This is a genomic window from Variovorax sp. N23 (assembly GCF_025486315.1).
GTDB lineage: Bacteria > Pseudomonadota > Gammaproteobacteria > Burkholderiales > Burkholderiaceae_C > Variovorax.
Genome location: NZ_JAOOPY010000006.1, coordinates 105,011 through 120,102, shown reverse-complemented (window position 1 = coordinate 120,102; position 15,092 = coordinate 105,011). Strand labels below are relative to the sequence as shown.

Here is a 15,092-nt window from a genome sequence, read left to right as displayed (position 1 = left end):
TGGCAGAACCCGATTTGGTTACGCAGCGCCGTCGCGTCTGGATCAGAGCGTGCCGTAGCTGTGCAGACCGCTGAGGAACATGTTCACGCCCAGGAAGGCGAAGGTCGTAACCGCCAGGCCGCCCAGCGCCCACCAGGCCGCCACGGTGCCACGCAGGCCCTTGACCAGGCGCATATGCAGCCAGGCCGCGTAGTTGAGCCAGACGATCAGCGCCCAGGTTTCCTTCGGGTCCCAGCTCCAGTAGCCGCCCCAGGCATCCGCCGCCCACAGCGCGCCGAGCACCGTGGCGATGGTGAAGAAGGCGAAGCCCACGGTGATGGACTTGTACATGACGTCGTCCAGCACCTCGTTGGCCGGCAGGCGCGCCGCGATGCGCTTGCGCCCCAGCAAAATGCCGGCGGCGATCAGCGCCGAGATGCCCGCATAGACCACCCAGTAGCTGCCGCCCGCCTCCTGCACCCGCTGGCGGAAGGCCACCGGCACGAAGCACAGCGCCACGCCCAGCAGCCAGATCGGCGTGAGCTTGTACCAGCGCGTCTCCTGCGCCTGTTCCTTGATGAGGTAGGCGAAGGCCACCATCGCGGCCAGCGAGAAAGTGCCGTAGCCGATGAAGTTGGCCGGCACATGCAGCTTCATCCACCAGCTCTGCAGCGCGGGCACCAGCGGCTGGATCTCGTGGGCCTCGCGCACCAGCGTGTACCAGAGCAGGAAGCCGACCGCGGCGCTCACCACCAGCATCACGAAGGCGCCGATGGCGCGCGTGGCGTAGCGCTCTTCGAAGTACAGGTAGAACGTCGCCGTCAGCCAGCAGAACAGCACGAACACTTCGTACAGGTTGCTGACCGGGATGTGGCCGATGTCCGGGCCGAGCTGGTGGCTTTCGTACCAGCGCACCATGGTGCCGATCAGCGCCATGGTGACGGCGGCCCAGGCGATGCGCGAGCCGATGAGCTCCAGCGCGTCGCCCTGCTTGCCGCCGAACAGGCCCAGCCAGTAGAAGATCGTGCTCATGAAGAACAGCACGCTCATCCAGAGGATGGCCGACTGGCTCGAGAGGAAGTACTTGAGCCAGAACACCGTGTCGGCCCGGGCCAGGTCGCCCTGGTAGGACGTGATGGCCAGCACCGCCGCAGCGGCGACCACGATGGCCAGCACCCGCAGCGGCCGCCAGAACCAGCCCAGCCAGATCATCGCGGGCATGGTGCCGACGAGGATCGTCTTTTCGTAGATGTCCATCGCCGCGGCATAGCGCGAGAACGCAAAGAGTCCCCCGGCCACGACGATGGCCGCGAACACCCAGTCGAAGGCGCTGCGGCGATTCAGCCAGCTGTCGTTGAGGGTCAGGGTCGTGGTGGTCATGGCGCCGGTTCTTTCTCGAGGGCGAGCAGCTTGTTCTTGAGGTTGTCGAATTCGCGGTCACTGTCCATCGTGCGGCGATTCACCGAGAAGGCCATCGTGGCGCCGCTGCCGTCGGCACCCTCGGGCACCAGCCAGACCCACAACCGGCGTTCGCGCACGTACAGCATGGCAAAAATGCCGATGATCAGCAACAGGCATCCGAGATAGACAACGCTCTTCCCAGGGGCACGCGCCACCTGGAACACGCTGGCCTGCACCTGCTTGAAGTCGGTCATCATCATGGCGAACGGGGCCGGGTAGAAATGCGCGTCGCTCATGGCCAGCACCGCCTGCGTGAGGAAGGCCTGCGACTTGTCGTCGCCTGGCAGGGCCGCCAGACCGGCGCGCTCGCGGCTCAGGTTGAGCACCTCGAACAGCACCTCGTTGAGGATGCGCACCAACACCGCGCCGGCGCGTGCGCGCTCGGCCTCCGGCACGTTGATCTCCATGAATTCGGCAATGGCCTGCCAGCCACCCTTGCTGGTCGCATCGGCCTTGACACGCTCGGTGCCGGCAAAGAGCGCCAGCGCGCGCGTGGCCGAGGCGCGCAACTGCTCGCCCAGTTCGGGCCGCTGCGGATCGCTGGCGCGCGCGACGTAGCGCTCGACGGCGCGGGCGCGCAGGGCCTCGTCGCCCAGCGCATCTCGCATGCGGATGAAGCCGTCCATCGAGCCGTTCTCGTCGGCCGGCACGCGCAGGTAGCGGAAGGGGTCTTCGGGCCGTTCGCGCATGCCCAGCAGGAACACCGGCTGGCCGTCGCCGGTGTCGACCGGCACCATGTAGTTCTGGTACTCGCGGGCCTGGCCGGCCGCGTCGCGCAGCTTGTAGCCGATGCTCGGGCCGATGTTGCGCAGCACCTTCGGCTTGTTGGTCTTGTTGGCCGCGCCCAGGCGCGACTCGAGGCTGTGCTGCAGGTCGACCTTGCGCACGTCGGCGCCGCTGGTCATCGGGCCATTCGCCTCGTCGCCGAAGTTCTCGACGTTGATCACGCGCAGCGCGACGTATTCGAGCGTGAGCTTGTCGCTGCCGTTGGTGATCTCGGAACTGCCGCCGATCGTGCCTTCGAGCTCGAAGGGCTTGGTGGCCGCGGCCATCGGTACCGCCTTGAGCTTCACGGTCGAGCCGCCGTCGTCGAAGCTCGACTGGTAGATCTCCACGCCCTTGTAGCTGGCCGGGTGGTTGACCTCGATGCGTGCCGGCACCTCGGCGCCGGTCTCGCGGTCGTGCAGCACCACCTCGCTCGCGAAGAGCTTGGGCATGCCGGTGGAGTAGTAGTCGACGATGAACTTCTTCAGCTCGATCGAAAAGGGCAGCTCCTGCAGCAGCACGCCATCGGACTGGTTCAGGATGGCCACGCTCGAGCGGCCGCCTTCGGGCACCAGGATGTTGCCGCGGAAGGTCGGGTTGGAGGGCGACAGCCGGTGCTCGGCCGGCACGTCGGCGATCATGCCGCCGCCGGTGAACACGCTCTTGCCGTTGAACCAGGTCTGCGCGCGCACCACCAGGTCGCCATCGAACAGGCCGCCGATGCAGATCAGCACGATGGCGCTGTGCGCGGCGATGTAGCCCAGCTTGTGCGCACCGCCGGCACGCGCCGCGACCATCCAGCCGGCGCCTTCGCGGTGTTGCAGCTTGACCTTCCAGCCACCGCCAGCCAGGAGTTGACCGATGCGCTGCGCAGCCGCCTCGGGCGCTTCGCCGAGCGTGGCGGCCGCGCGCTGGCCGAAGGCCTTGAGGCTCTGCGCCCGGATGTCTTCCTTGAAGGTCTTGAGGTCCTTCAGGATGTGGGGCGTGTTGCGCGCGATGCACAGCGAGGTGCTGATCACCAGGAACAGCAGGATCAGCAGGAACCACCAGGCGCTGTAGATCGCGTCGAGCCGCGCGGCGCGGAACAATGCTGCCCAGAAGGGGCCGAACTGGTTGATGTAGTTGCCGATCGGCTCGTGCTGCTTGAGCACGGTCCCGATGATCGACGCGACGCAGATGATCGTCAGCAGCGCGATCGCGAAGCGCATCGACGAGAACAGCTCCACCCCCGCGCGGATCGCCGGGGGGCCGCGGCGGACGCGGAGACCATGGGTGGAGACAGACATGCGGCGGACGAAGAGGAAGGAAGACGGCGCTTTAGAAAGCACAAAGGCGGGCCATCCTTCTGGATCGGCCCGCCTGGTTGGGTTGGTTTGTCGGCGCTTAGTTCACGCAGGCACCGAGGGAATCAGCGCAGGCCGGCGATGTAATCCGACACCGCCTTGATCTCGCGGTCGTTCAGCTTGGCGGCGACGCCGGTCATCTGGACGCTGTTGGCGCGCACGCCATCGCGGAAGGCCACGAGCTGGGCGGTGGTGTATTCGGCATGCTGGCCGCCGAGGCGCGGGTATTGCACCGGCAGGCCGGCCCCGTTCGGGCTGTGGCAGCTGGCGCAGGCCGGGATCGTGCGGTCGGCGATGCCGCCGCGGTAGATCTTCTCGCCGAGCGCCACCAGGTCCTTCTCCTTGGCGAAGCCTGGCTTGGCCGTCTTCGAGCCGACGAACCAGGCGACGTCGCGCATTTCCTCGTCGCTGAGCGTGGCCGCCATGCCCTGCATCACGGCGCTCTTGCGTTTGCCCGACTTGAACTCCTGCAATTGCTTGAGGATGTACTCCGGATGCTGTTGCGCCAGCTTCGGGTTCGCGGCAATGGCCGAGTTGCCGTCGGCGTTGTGGCAGGACGCGCAGGCCTTGGCCGTGTAGGCCGCCTCGCCCTTGACCAGGTCGGGCTTCGCCGGCGTGGCCGGCGCCTGGGCGGAAGCGGCACCGACGGCGGCACCCATGAGGGCTGCAAGCAGGAAATGGGCAAACAACTTCATATCGGGGGCTCGTTTTTGTGGCGCAAAACCCCGCGATTCTACAATGGCGCCCCGTCCCGAAAGCCTTCTCATGACCACCCCTGCGCCTTCACCGGCCCCCGCAACGCCGCCGGCGGCGCCTGCACCCGACCGGATCCGCGCGGCCCTGGGCTGGCTGCACACCGCCCATTTCCTCACCAGCGCGCCCCAGCTGGAGCATCTGCCCGCCTTCGATCTGCCCGAGATCGCCTTCGTCGGGCGCTCGAACGCCGGTAAGTCGACCGCCATCAACACCCTGACGCAACAGACCCGCCTGGCCTTCGCGTCCAAGACGCCCGGCCGCACCCAGCACATCAACCTGTTCGGCGTCGGCAAGCAGAAGGTCGACGACGCCGTGCTGGCCGACCTGCCCGGCTACGGCTATGCGGCGGTGCCGCGCGAAGCCAAGCTGCGCTGGCAGCGCGTGATGGGCAACTACCTCATCACCCGCGAGAACCTGCGCGGCGTGGTGCTGATGTGCGACCCGCGCCATGGCATGACCGAGCTCGACGAGATCCTGCTCGAAGTCATCCGCCCGCGCGTCGAGCAGGGCCTCAAGTTCCTGATCCTGCTGACCAAGTCGGACAAGCTCACGCGCTCCGATGGCGCCAAGGCGCTGTCCATCATGCGACTGCAGGCCGGTGGCGGCGAGGTCAAACTGTTCTCGGCGCTGAAGAAGCAAGGCGTCGACGAGGCCGCCGAACTGCTCTGGCGCTGGGCGCACCCCGAGCCCTGACGCCGGCGGCACCGGTCGGCCGGCTTCTGAGCCCACGACCGGAGACCACCGCATGATCGAGACCTTCCAGCGCACGCTGCCCAACGGCATCACGCTCAGCTGCCGCGCGAGCGGCACACCCGGACGCCCGGTGATGCTGTTCCTCCACGGCTTCCCCGAGGGCGCCTTCATCTGGGACGAACTCCTGGAGCACTTCGCGCAGCCGGCCCACGGCGGCTACCGCTGCATCGCGCCCAACCTGCGCGGCTTCGAGCAGTCCAGCGCACCGCCCGCCGTCGAGGACTACCGGCCCCACCTGCTGGTGCAGGACGTGCGCCAGCTCGCCGCCACCGAGAGCGCCGACGGCACCATCGACACGCTGGTGGCGCACGACTGGGGTGGCGCCTTCGGCTGGGGCTTCGCCAACGCCTTTCCGCAACTGCTCCGGCGCCTGGTGATCCTGAACTCGCCCCACCCCGGCACCTTCGCGCGCGAGCTGCGCGAGAACCCGGCGCAGCAGCAGGCCAGCGCCTACATGCACTTCCTGGCCCGCCCGGACGCGCCCGCATTGCTCGCCGAGGACGACTACCGCCGCCTGTGGCCCTTCTTCCTGGCGATGGGCGCCGGCGCCGAGCGCTTCGGCTGGCTCACCGAGCCCGTCAAGGACCAGTACCGCGCGCTGTGGGACGCGGGACTGCGCGGGGCCTGCAACCTCTACGCGGTGACGCCGCTGAAGCCGCCGCTGGACGGCCAGTCGCCCGATGCGATCCCGCTGCTGCCGCGCGAGCGGCTCACCGTCGACGTCCCGACGCTGGTGCTCTGGGCACTGGACGACAGCGCCCTGCTGCCGGGGCTGCTCGACGGGCTCGACGACTACGTGCCTGCGCTCGATGTGGTGAAAGTCGCCGGCGCGACGCACTGGATCGTCCATGAGCAGCCGCAGCGGGTGATCGCCGAAATCGCCGCCTTCATCCGCCGCACTCAGTAGACGGGGGGCTCGCCGTCCGGGCGCGTCTTGAAGCGCCGGTGCACCCAGTAGTACTGCGAGGGCATCGCGTCGATGTAGCCCTGGAGCCGCCGGTTCATCAATGCCGTGTCGGCCACCGCATCGTCGCTCGGGAAGTCCTGCCAGGCCGGCAGCACCTCGATGTCGTAGCCCGTGGGGGTGAGCCGGGACACGATCGGCACCACCTTGGCCTTGCCCAGCCGCGCAAAGCGCGAGAGCGAGGGAATGGTGGAGGCCATCACGCCATAGAAGGGCACGAAGACCGTCTGGTCGCGCCCGAAGTCCATGTCCGGCAGCAGGTACAGCAGCCCGCCCTTGCGCAGCCCGGCCACGATCGGCTTGATGCCTTCGGTGCGGTTGAGCGTGATCACGTTGCCGAAGCGCTTGCGGCCCTCGCGGATCCAGTCGTCGATCAGCGGATCGCGTTGCGTGGTGTAGATGGTGGTCGACGGCCGCGCCGTGTGCATGGTCAGCGCCGTGGCCGCCGCGTCGAGCCCGTAGAAGTGCGGCGCGAACAGGATCATCGGTGCGCTGCCGTGGGCCATCTCCTCGATCTCGGGCGCCGCCCCGACCACGCGCAGGCGCCGCCGCACCACCGATTCCGGCGCATGCCACAGCCAGCTGCGGTCGAGCCAGGACTGCGCGACGAAGACGAAGGTCTCGCGCGCGATGCGCCGCCGCTCGGCCGCCGACTTCTGCGGGAAGCACAGGGCCAGGTTGGTGTCGACCACATGCCGGCGCGGCACGGCCACCACATGCAGCAGGCGGCCCAGCACCACGCCGAACCCGCGCGACACCGGCAAGGGAACATGAGCCATCGCCCGCATGAAGACGATGCCCAGACGGCTTGCCACGCTCATCCCGCGGCGCTTTCGGGCGCTTCGGCCTTGGGTTGCTTGAACCGCGCGTAGTCCCAGACGTACTGCCCCGGCAGCGCGCGGATCAGGGATTCGATGCCGCCGTTGAGCGCTGTCGCGGCCTGCTCGGGCGTGGACGCTGGGTCGGTCATCGCCGTGCCGTCGAAGGACTCGAAGCGGATGGCGTAGCGCGCGCCTCGCAGGCGCTCGCACACGCACAGGAACACATGCGCGCCCGTCTGCTGCGCGAGGCGCTGCAGCAAGGTCATCGTGTAGGCCGGCCGGCCGAAGAACGGCGCCCACACCCCCTGGCCGAGCGGCGGCACCTGGTCGGGCAGCACCCCGGTGTAGCCGCCGGCGCGCAGGGCCCGGATCAACCCGCGCACGCCTGCGACGCTGGTCGGCAGCATCTGCAGGCCGGCACGGTCGCGCGCGCCCTTCACCAGCTCGTTCATCCAGGCCTTGCGGGGCGGCCGGTACAGGGCGACGAGCGGCCCGTAGGTGCCGACGTACCGCTCGGCGACCGCCTGGCCGCACAGCTCCCAGCTGCCGATGTGCGGCGTCACGAAGATCACGCCTTTTCGCTCGTCCATGGCCGCCTCGAAGCCTTCGGCGCCTTCCCAGCGCACGATGCGCGGCAGCACGCTCTCCCCGCGCGGCCGCGACCACAGCCACGGCAGTTCGGCTGCCATTGCACCGGCCGCACCGATGGCCGGGCGGTACTGGGCGGGCGTGAAGCCGGCGGCCTCGGCGTTGGTGCGGAAGCGGCGCCGGTAGCCGGGCGCCCCCCACCACACCAGCCATCCGAACGCCACGCCGAGCCGATGCATCCAGGGCAGCGGTACGTGGGCGAGCAATCGGAACAGAAGGATCATTCAGGGAACTGGGGGGTGCTTGCCCGCCTGTTGCACGCATGCACAGGCCGCCGGGCTCGAATAGAATGAAATTGTCGCTGAGTTATGGAACTACTTGCAGGGCGACACGCACAAGCGCCGCGCGATTGTGCCTTGGCCGACATGGCCTTCTGCTAAAGCGTTCGCCAGAGCTCCCCACGGAATCGGCAACGCGCCTTTCAACCTGATGGAGTATTAAAAGCACATGGCGAACGATTTCCTCTTCACGTCCGAATCCGTCTCCGAAGGCCATCCCGACAAGGTGGCCGACCAGATCTCCGACGCGATCCTCGATGCGATCTTCGAGCAGGACCCGCGCAGCCGCGTGGCCGCCGAGACGCTGACCAACACCGGCCTGGTGGTGCTCGCCGGCGAGATCACGACCAACGCGCACGTCGACTACATCCAGGTCGCGCGCGACACCATCAAGCGCATCGGCTACGACAACACCGAGTACGGCATCGACTACAAGGGCTGCGCCGTGCTGGTGGCCTACGACAAGCAGAGCAACGACATCGCCCAGGGCGTGGACCACGCGAGCGACGACCACCTCAACATCGGTGCCGGCGACCAGGGCCTGATGTTCGGCTACGCCTGCGACGAGACGCCCGAGCTGATGCCCGCGCCGATCTACTACGCGCACCGCCTGGTCGAGCGCCAGGCCCAGCTGCGCAAGGACGGCCGGCTGCCCTTCCTGCGCCCCGACGCCAAGAGCCAGGTCACCATGCGCTATGTCGACGGCAAGCCGCACAGCATCGACACGGTGGTGCTCTCCACGCAACACCATCCCGACCAGAGCGAGACGCCGACCAAGATGAAGGCCTCGTTCAACGAAGCCATCATCGAGGAGATCATCAAGCCGGTGCTGCCCAAGGAGTGGCTGCAGAACACGCGCTACCTGATCAACCCGACCGGCCGCTTCGTCATCGGCGGCCCGCAGGGCGACTGCGGCCTGACCGGCCGCAAGATCATCGTCGACACCTACGGCGGCGCCTGCCCGCACGGCGGCGGCGCGTTCTCGGGCAAGGACCCGTCGAAGGTCGACCGCTCGGCCGCCTACGCCGCGCGCTATGTGGCCAAGAACATCGTGGCTGCCGGTCTGGCGCGCCAGTGCCAGATCCAGGTGGCCTACGCCATCGGCGTGGCGCAGCCGATGAACATCACGGTCTACACCGAAGGCACCGGCGTGATCCCCGACGACAAGATCGCCGAACTCGTGCGCGCGCATTTCGACCTGCGCCCCAAGGGCATCATCCAGATGCTCGACCTGCTGCGCCCGATCTACCAGAAGACCGCCGCCTACGGCCACTTCGGCCGGGAAGAGCCGGAGTTCACGTGGGAAGCGACGACGCAGGCGGCAGCACTGCGCGCTGCTGCCGGCCTCTGATCGATCCTTCGGTCACAGCCCGCGCCCGTCTCGGCGGCCGCGGGCTTTTTTTGGTCTGTGGCTTTGTGGTGTCGGGGGTCGGCCACGGGCGACGGGTGACCCCTTCCGCGAATGTCCCCCGCCTTCGGCTCCTCCTTGATTTCGCTGCAGGGGTCACCCATCACCCGCGGCCTGGGACGCGCTGTGTCGTTCAGCGGTTGAACCACGGCTGCGTCCAGGCGCATGTCGGTGGGGTGTACTGCGCAGTGAGGTAAAGGAGGAGCCGAAGGCGGGGGACACGAACGAAGCAGTGCACCCCGCCGGCATGCGCCGGGTAAAGGAGCAAGGCTCAAGCAGTCACAGGAAACCGCACGGTCACCACCAACCCCCGCCCCTCTTTGGCATTCACCGACAGGTCCACGGTCGCATCGAACGCCCGCGCGATCTCGCGAACGATCGCCAGGCCCAGCCCTGTGCCTTCGGTGTCCTGCGACACCCGATAGAAGCGCTCGAACACGCGCTCGCGCGCTTCGGCCGGGATGCCGGGTCCGTTGTCTTCCACCGTGAGTTCGACGCCTTGCTCGACGATGCGCACGCCGACCGTCACCCGGCCACCTTCCTGCGTGTAGCGCAGCGCGTTGTCCAGCAGGTTCGTCACCAGCGCGTCGAGCAGTGCGGGTTGCGCCCTCACCCGTGCGGTGCCTGCGGCGGCGGACACGTCCAGCCCCAGGTCGATGTGGCGCCGGTCCGCCAGCGCTGCGAGCTGTTCCACGCAACGCAAGGCGACCTCCGGCAGGTCCACCGGTTCGAGATGCGCCTGGGCATCACCATGCTCGGCCTGCGCCAATAGCAGCAGCTTGTTCGTGACGTCGACCAGGCGGCGGTTGCTGGCCTGCATGCCGACCCACATCGCGTCCATGTCGGCGCGCCGCGTGTCCCAGTCCTGCCGATGCTGGCGCGTGTAGCGCGCGAATTCGATCTGCGTGGCCTGCATCGCCAGCGGGGTGCGCAGCTGGTGCGCCGCATCGGCGATGAAGCGGCGCTGCGCCTGCGAGTGCGCACGCAGCTGGCGCACGAAGCGGTTGATGGTGTCAGCCACCGGCCGCAGCTCGGTGTGCAGCGCGCGCGTATCGACGACGAAGTCGAGGTGCATCGGGTCGCGCTGCGCCAGTTGCTGGCTCAGCCGCACGACCGGGCGCAGCTCCAGCGTCAGCGCCACGGTGGTGAGCACCACCGCCAGCACCAGCGCGATCAGCAGGTAGTCGACCGAGGGCCACCACAGGCTGCGCAGCATGTGGTCGCGGCTGCCCGTGGTCTTGCCGACGGCGATGGTGATATCGCGCGCACCGGTCACGTCGAACATCGATCGCGTGGTGACGACCGCGCGCAGGTCGACGCCCTGGAAGCGCGTGTCGTACCACTGCGCGCGGTCGGCGCCTTCGGGACGGCGCACCTGCGGCATCGGGAAGCCGGGCGAACCGGCCAGCAGCTCGCCGGAGGCGCCGGTGACGCTGAGGAAGACGCGGTCGCGCTCGGGCGAGACGAACAGGCTCAGCGCCGACGGCGGCACGCTGGCCTGCACGTTGTCGCCCTCCCAGATCAGGCGGTCCGACAGCACCTTGGCCGATGCCAGCAGGTCGTGGTCCTGCACGTAATCGGCCACGGCGGCGGCGTGGCGCCAGGCCAGGTAGCCGCAGACGGCGACGAAGAGCGACAGCGGCAGCAGCAGCCACAACGCCAGGCGAAAGCGCAGGCTGGCCAGCACCTCAGTGCTCCTGCCGGGTCCGCAGCAGGTAGCCGACGCCGCGCAGGGTGATGATGGTCGCCTGGCTGGTCTCGAGCTTCCTGCGCAGGCGGTGGATGTAGATGTCGACCGCGTCCGCGCTGGGTTCGTCGTCCAGGCCGAACATCGCATCGATCAGCGCCTGCTTCGACACCGTGCTGCCAGCCTTGAGCATCAGCGTCTCGAGCAGCGTGCGTTCCCGCGGCGGCAGCGCGAGCTCTTCGTGCGCCAGCGTGAACTGCCGCGTGCGCAGGTCGTACTGCAGGTCGCCGCAGGCCATGTCGTTGGCCTTGCCCGGCGTCTGCCGGCGCACCAGCACCTTGATGCGCGCCACCAGCTCGCGGATCTCGAAAGGCTTGACCAGGTAGTCGTCGGCGCCGATTTCCAGGCACAGCACCTTCTGGTCGAGCGAGGCGGTGGCCGTGAGGATGATGACCGGCACCGCGTCGCCACGCTCGCGCAGCCGCCGCAGCACGGCCTTGCCCGAGAGCTGCGGCAGGTTGAGGTCGAGCAGCACCACGTCGTAGCGGGTCTGCATCAACAGCCGGTCGGCCGCGTCGCCGTCCGCCACATGGTCGACCACGAAGTCCTGCTCGCGCAGCAGGCTGGACAGCCAGTGGGCCAGTTGCGGGTTGTCTTCGATGAGCAGGAGCTTCATGGCGGGCGGGTGGTGCGCGGATTCTAGGAAGAGGACAGCGAAGTCCGCCGGCCTAGGGATAACCATGAGAATTTTCGGCCGGCCGCGAAAGCTGGCCGAAGGATCGCGATTTCTAGACTTTGTCCATCCCATCTGGAGACCCGAGACCATGTCCATGTTCATCCGCCCCTCGCGCCGCACCCTGCTCGCCACCGCCCTCTGCACCGCCCTGGCGGCCGCCGCGCCCTTCGCGCAGGCCGCCGACGCGCCGATCACCCTCATGGTGGGCGGCATCAACAAGATCATCTACCTGCCGGCCAAGCTCACCGAGGCGCTGGGCTACTTCAAGGACGAAGGCCTGAACGTCGAGCTGCAGTCGCAGCCGGCCGGCGTCGATGCCGAGAACCAGCTGATCGCCGGCGCCGTGCAGGGCGTGGTCGGCTTCTACGACCACACCATCGACCTGCAGAGCAAGGGCAAGGAGATCGAAGCCATCGCCGTGTTCTGCAAGGTGCCGGGCGAGGTCGAGATGGTGTCGACCAAGGCCTCCGACGCCGGCTTCAAGAGCATGGCCGACGCCAAGGGCGGCAAGACGCTGGGCGTGACGGGCCTGGGCTCGTCCACCGACTTCCTCACGCGCTACCTGGCCGACCGCGCCGGCGTGGCGTCCAAGGACTATTCGCTGCTGCCCGTGGGCGCGGGCAACTCCTTCATCGCCGCCATCAAGCAGGACCGTATCCAGGCCGGCATGACGACCGAGCCGACCGTGTCGCAGCTGCTCAAGACCGGCGACGCCCGCGTGCTGATCGACCTGCGCACCGAGCCCGACACGGTGAAGGCGCTGGGCGGCGTGTACCCCGCCGCGAGCCTGTACGTTCAGAACGCCTGGGCCGATGCGCACCAGGCCGAGGCCGCCAAGCTGGCGCATGCCTTCGCCCGTACCATGGCCTACATCCACACCCACAGCGCCGAGGAGATCGCGGAGAAGGTGCCGCGCGACTACTACGGCAGCGACAAGGCGCTGTACGTCGCGGCGCTGAAGGCCTCGCTGCCGATGTTCACCACCGACGGCCTGATGCCCGCGGGCGGCCCGGAGACGGTGCTGAAGGTGCTCGCGGCCAACAAGCCGTCGATCAAGGGCAAGAACATCGACCTGTCGAAGACCTACAGCAACGCCTTCCTGGCCGCGGCGGCGAAGTGACCATGCGAAACGGTGCCCCCGCCGGCCGGACCACCACGTCCGCCATCGAATTCCGCGACGTGTCGCTGCGCTTCATCTCGCAGGACGGCAACGCCACCGTGGCGCTGCGCAACTTCAGCATGTCGGTCGCACGCGGCGAGTTCGTCGCCATCGTCGGCCCGACGGGCTGCGGCAAGTCGACCACGCTGAACATGATCACCGGCCTGCTCAAGCCCACCGTGGGCGAGGTGCAGGTGATGGGCCAGCCCGTGACCGGCATCGACCCGCGCATCGGCTTCGTCTTCCAGGCCGACGCCGTGTTCCCGTGGCGCAGCGTGGAGGACAACGTGGCCACCGGCCCGCTGTTCCGCGGCAAGCCCAAGAAGGAGGCGATGGAACTCGCGCAGGAATGGATCCACCGCGTGGGCCTGGGCAAGTTCGGCAAGCACTACCCGCACCAGTTGTCGGGTGGCATGCGCAAGCGCGTGGCGCTGGCGCAGACCTTCATCAACGACCCGGAGATCCTGCTGATGGACGAGCCCTTCTCGGCGCTCGACATGCAGACCCGCACGCTGATGCAGGACGAGTTGCTGCAGCTGTGGTCGGGCAACGGCGGCTCGGTCGTGTTCATCACGCACGACCTGGAAGAAGCCATCGCGCTGGCCGACCGCGTGTTCGTGCTGTCGGCGCGGCCCGGCACGCTCAAGCGCGTGTACGAGATCGACCTGCCGCGCCCGCGCGTGATGTCCGAGGTGCGCTACGACCCGAAGTTCGTCGAGCTCTCCAAGCACATCTGGAACGACCTGCGCGAAGAAGTCGTCATCGAATGAACACGCCCCCACGGAACCCTGCCATGTCCACCCTGCCCCCCACCACCGCAGCCCTGCCCGCCTCGCTCAGCGACGAAGCACTCGCGCGCGAATCCGAGATCGCCCAGACCGCCATCCGCCGCCGTCGCAGCATGATCATCGGCCTCCGGCTGGCGGTGCTGGTCGTCGTGCTCGGCGGCTGGGAACTCGCGGCCCGCTTCAAGGTGATCGACCCCTTCTTCTATTCGATGCCCTCGATGATCTGGGCGCAGATCGTCGAATGGGTGCGCGACGGCACCTCGCAGGGCCCGCTGTGGACGCAGGTGCTCGTGACGCTGGAGGAGACCGTCATCGGCTTCCTGATCGGCTCGGTGGCGGGCGTGGTTTGCGGCATCCTGCTGGGCCGCAACAAGCTGCTGTCGGACGTGTTCAGCCTGTACATCCAGATCGCCAACTCGATCCCGCGCGTGGTGCTCGGCTCGATCTTCGTGATCGCGCTGGGCCTGGGCATGGCGTCGAAGGTGGCGCTGGCTGTCGTGATGGTGTTCTTCGTGGTCTTCGGCAACGCCTTCCAGGGCGTGCGCGAAGCCGACAAGTACATGATCGCCAATGCGCAGATCCTCGGCGCGTCGCCGCGGCAACTGACCACCGCGGTAGTCATTCCATCGGCCATGTCCTGGATCCTGGCGAGCCTGCACGTGAGCTTCGGCTTCGCGCTGGTCGGTGCGGTGGTCGGCGAGTTTCTCGGCGCCAAGGAAGGTATCGGTCTGTTGATCTCGACGGCCCAAGGTGCCTTCAATGCGAGCGGTGTGTTCGCTGCGATGATCGTGCTGGCAGTGGTGGCACTGGCTGCGGACTTCCTGCTCAGCCAGGTGGAGAAGCGGCTCCTGAAGTGGCGGCCGGCGACGTTCTAAACTCGGCTTGCATGCGCCGTAGCGGGGCTCATGCCGGCGGGGTGCACTGCTTCGTTCGTGTCCCCCGGCCTGCGGCCTCCTCCTTGACCTCACTGCGCAGTACACCCCACCGACATGCGCCTGGACGCGACGGTTGCTCATCGCGCTGAACGACACAGCGCGTCCCGGGCCGTGGGTGGTGGGTGACTCCTGCAGCGAAATAAAGGAGGAGCGAAGCGGGGGACATTCGCGGAAGGAGTTACCCGCCGCCCACGGCCCACCCACAAGCACAAGCCAAATTCAGCGGCGCACAGCGACCGCCTCGATCTCCACCAACACCGGCGCGATCAACCCCGAAATCACGGTCGATCGCGCTGGCGCCGTCTCAGGCGCAAAGCGCTCCCCCCAAGCCGCATTGAAGGCCGGGTAGTCGTCCCCGTCGACCAGCCACACCGTCGTCTTCACCACGTCAGCCAGCGTGCAACCGGCGCGCTCAAGGATGGCCTCGATCATGTCCAGCGCCACATGCGTCTGGCCCGCGATGTCGGGCGCCGCGGGCGTGCCGTCGCGCATCGGCACCTGCCCCGACACGAAGACCAGCGCACCTTCGGCCACCACGGCCGGTGAGATCGGTTGCGTCTTCCCCGCGCGAACCACTGGCGGCCCGATGTGCGTGATGGTTCCCATGCGGC

General features: G+C 68.1%; 14 protein-coding genes. 6 read left to right on the top strand and 8 right to left on the bottom strand.

What is annotated here, in order from left to right; all coding sequences use genetic code 11:
- Positions 1 to 42 precede the first annotated feature (42 nt).
- The 3 genes from ccsB to N8A90_RS11235 all read right to left on the bottom strand — a co-directional run bounded on the left by ccsB (position 43) and on the right by N8A90_RS11235 (position 4,243).
- Positions 43 to 1,359, bottom strand: coding sequence for a c-type cytochrome biogenesis protein CcsB (gene ccsB / locus N8A90_RS11245; RefSeq protein ID WP_262074953.1), 1,317 nt, complete (start codon positions 1,357 to 1,359; stop codon positions 43 to 45).
- Positions 1,356 to 3,491, bottom strand: coding sequence for a cytochrome c biogenesis protein ResB (locus tag N8A90_RS11240; RefSeq protein ID WP_262074952.1), 2,136 nt, complete (start codon positions 3,489 to 3,491; stop codon positions 1,356 to 1,358). Before N8A90_RS11240 ends, ccsB begins: the two co-directional genes overlap by 4 nt.
- A 122-nt stretch (positions 3,492 to 3,613) precedes the next feature.
- A complete protein-coding gene (locus N8A90_RS11235; RefSeq protein ID WP_262074951.1) occupies positions 3,614 to 4,243 on the bottom strand; it encodes a c-type cytochrome in 630 nt (209 codons plus the stop codon).
- A 70-nt stretch (positions 4,244 to 4,313) separates the two neighbouring features.
- Here N8A90_RS11235 and yihA point away from each other — a divergent pair, with 70 nt between their 5' ends.
- Positions 4,314 to 4,997, top strand: coding sequence for a ribosome biogenesis GTP-binding protein YihA/YsxC (gene yihA / locus N8A90_RS11230; RefSeq protein WP_262074950.1), 684 nt, complete (start codon positions 4,314 to 4,316; stop codon positions 4,995 to 4,997).
- Between the two features lie 52 nt (positions 4,998 to 5,049).
- Positions 5,050 to 5,964 (top strand): alpha/beta fold hydrolase, encoded by a 915-nt coding sequence (locus tag N8A90_RS11225; RefSeq protein ID WP_262074949.1) that lies wholly within the window; start codon positions 5,050 to 5,052, stop codon positions 5,962 to 5,964.
- Here N8A90_RS11225 and N8A90_RS11220 read toward each other — a convergent pair.
- Both N8A90_RS11220 and N8A90_RS11215 read right to left on the bottom strand, forming a co-directional pair.
- Entirely contained in the window at positions 5,958 to 6,842 is an 885-nt protein-coding gene (locus N8A90_RS11220; RefSeq protein WP_262074947.1) for a lysophospholipid acyltransferase family protein, read from the bottom strand. The genes N8A90_RS11225 and N8A90_RS11220 overlap by 7 nt on opposite strands.
- On the bottom strand, positions 6,839 to 7,714 hold the full coding sequence (locus N8A90_RS11215; RefSeq protein ID WP_262074946.1) for a lysophospholipid acyltransferase family protein: 876 nt from the start codon (positions 7,712 to 7,714) through the stop codon (positions 6,839 to 6,841). The genes N8A90_RS11220 and N8A90_RS11215 overlap by 4 nt, the downstream gene beginning before the upstream one ends.
- 223 nt (positions 7,715 to 7,937) lie before the next feature.
- On the opposite strand from N8A90_RS11215, the gene metK reads away from it, so the two are divergent.
- A complete protein-coding gene (gene metK, locus N8A90_RS11210) occupies positions 7,938 to 9,119 on the top strand; it encodes a methionine adenosyltransferase (protein ID WP_262074945.1) in 1,182 nt (393 codons plus the stop codon).
- A 328-nt stretch (positions 9,120 to 9,447) separates the two neighbouring features.
- On the opposite strand, the gene N8A90_RS11205 is transcribed toward metK, so the two are convergent.
- Positions 9,448 to 10,863: a sensor histidine kinase gene (locus tag N8A90_RS11205; RefSeq protein WP_262074944.1), complete on the bottom strand. Its 1,416-nt coding sequence runs from the start codon at positions 10,861 to 10,863 to the stop codon at positions 9,448 to 9,450.
- Position 10,864: 1 nt separating this feature from the next.
- Positions 10,865 to 11,539, bottom strand: coding sequence for a response regulator transcription factor (locus N8A90_RS11200; protein WP_262074943.1), 675 nt, complete (start codon positions 11,537 to 11,539; stop codon positions 10,865 to 10,867).
- A gap of 154 nt (positions 11,540 to 11,693) precedes the next feature.
- On the opposite strand from N8A90_RS11200, the gene N8A90_RS11195 reads away from it, so the two are divergent.
- Genes N8A90_RS11195 through N8A90_RS11185 form a run of 3 tightly spaced genes read left to right on the top strand, consistent with a single transcriptional unit; the run spans position 11,694 to position 14,421 of the window.
- Complete coding sequence (locus N8A90_RS11195; RefSeq protein WP_410087671.1) at positions 11,694 to 12,719, top strand: ABC transporter substrate-binding protein; 1,026 nt, start codon at positions 11,694 to 11,696, stop codon at positions 12,717 to 12,719.
- A gap of 2 nt (positions 12,720 to 12,721) precedes the next feature.
- Entirely contained in the window at positions 12,722 to 13,528 is an 807-nt protein-coding gene (locus tag N8A90_RS11190) for an ABC transporter ATP-binding protein (protein ID WP_262074941.1), read from the top strand.
- Positions 13,529 to 13,551: 23 nt separating this feature from the next.
- Positions 13,552 to 14,421, top strand: coding sequence for an ABC transporter permease (locus N8A90_RS11185; RefSeq protein ID WP_262074939.1), 870 nt, complete (start codon positions 13,552 to 13,554; stop codon positions 14,419 to 14,421).
- Positions 14,422 to 14,700: 279 nt separating this feature from the next.
- On the opposite strand, the gene N8A90_RS11180 is transcribed toward N8A90_RS11185, so the two are convergent.
- Positions 14,701 to 15,087, bottom strand: a complete 387-nt coding sequence (locus N8A90_RS11180) for a RidA family protein (protein ID WP_262074938.1) — start codon at positions 15,085 to 15,087, stop codon at positions 14,701 to 14,703.
- Between the last annotated feature and the right edge of the window lie 5 nt (positions 15,088 to 15,092).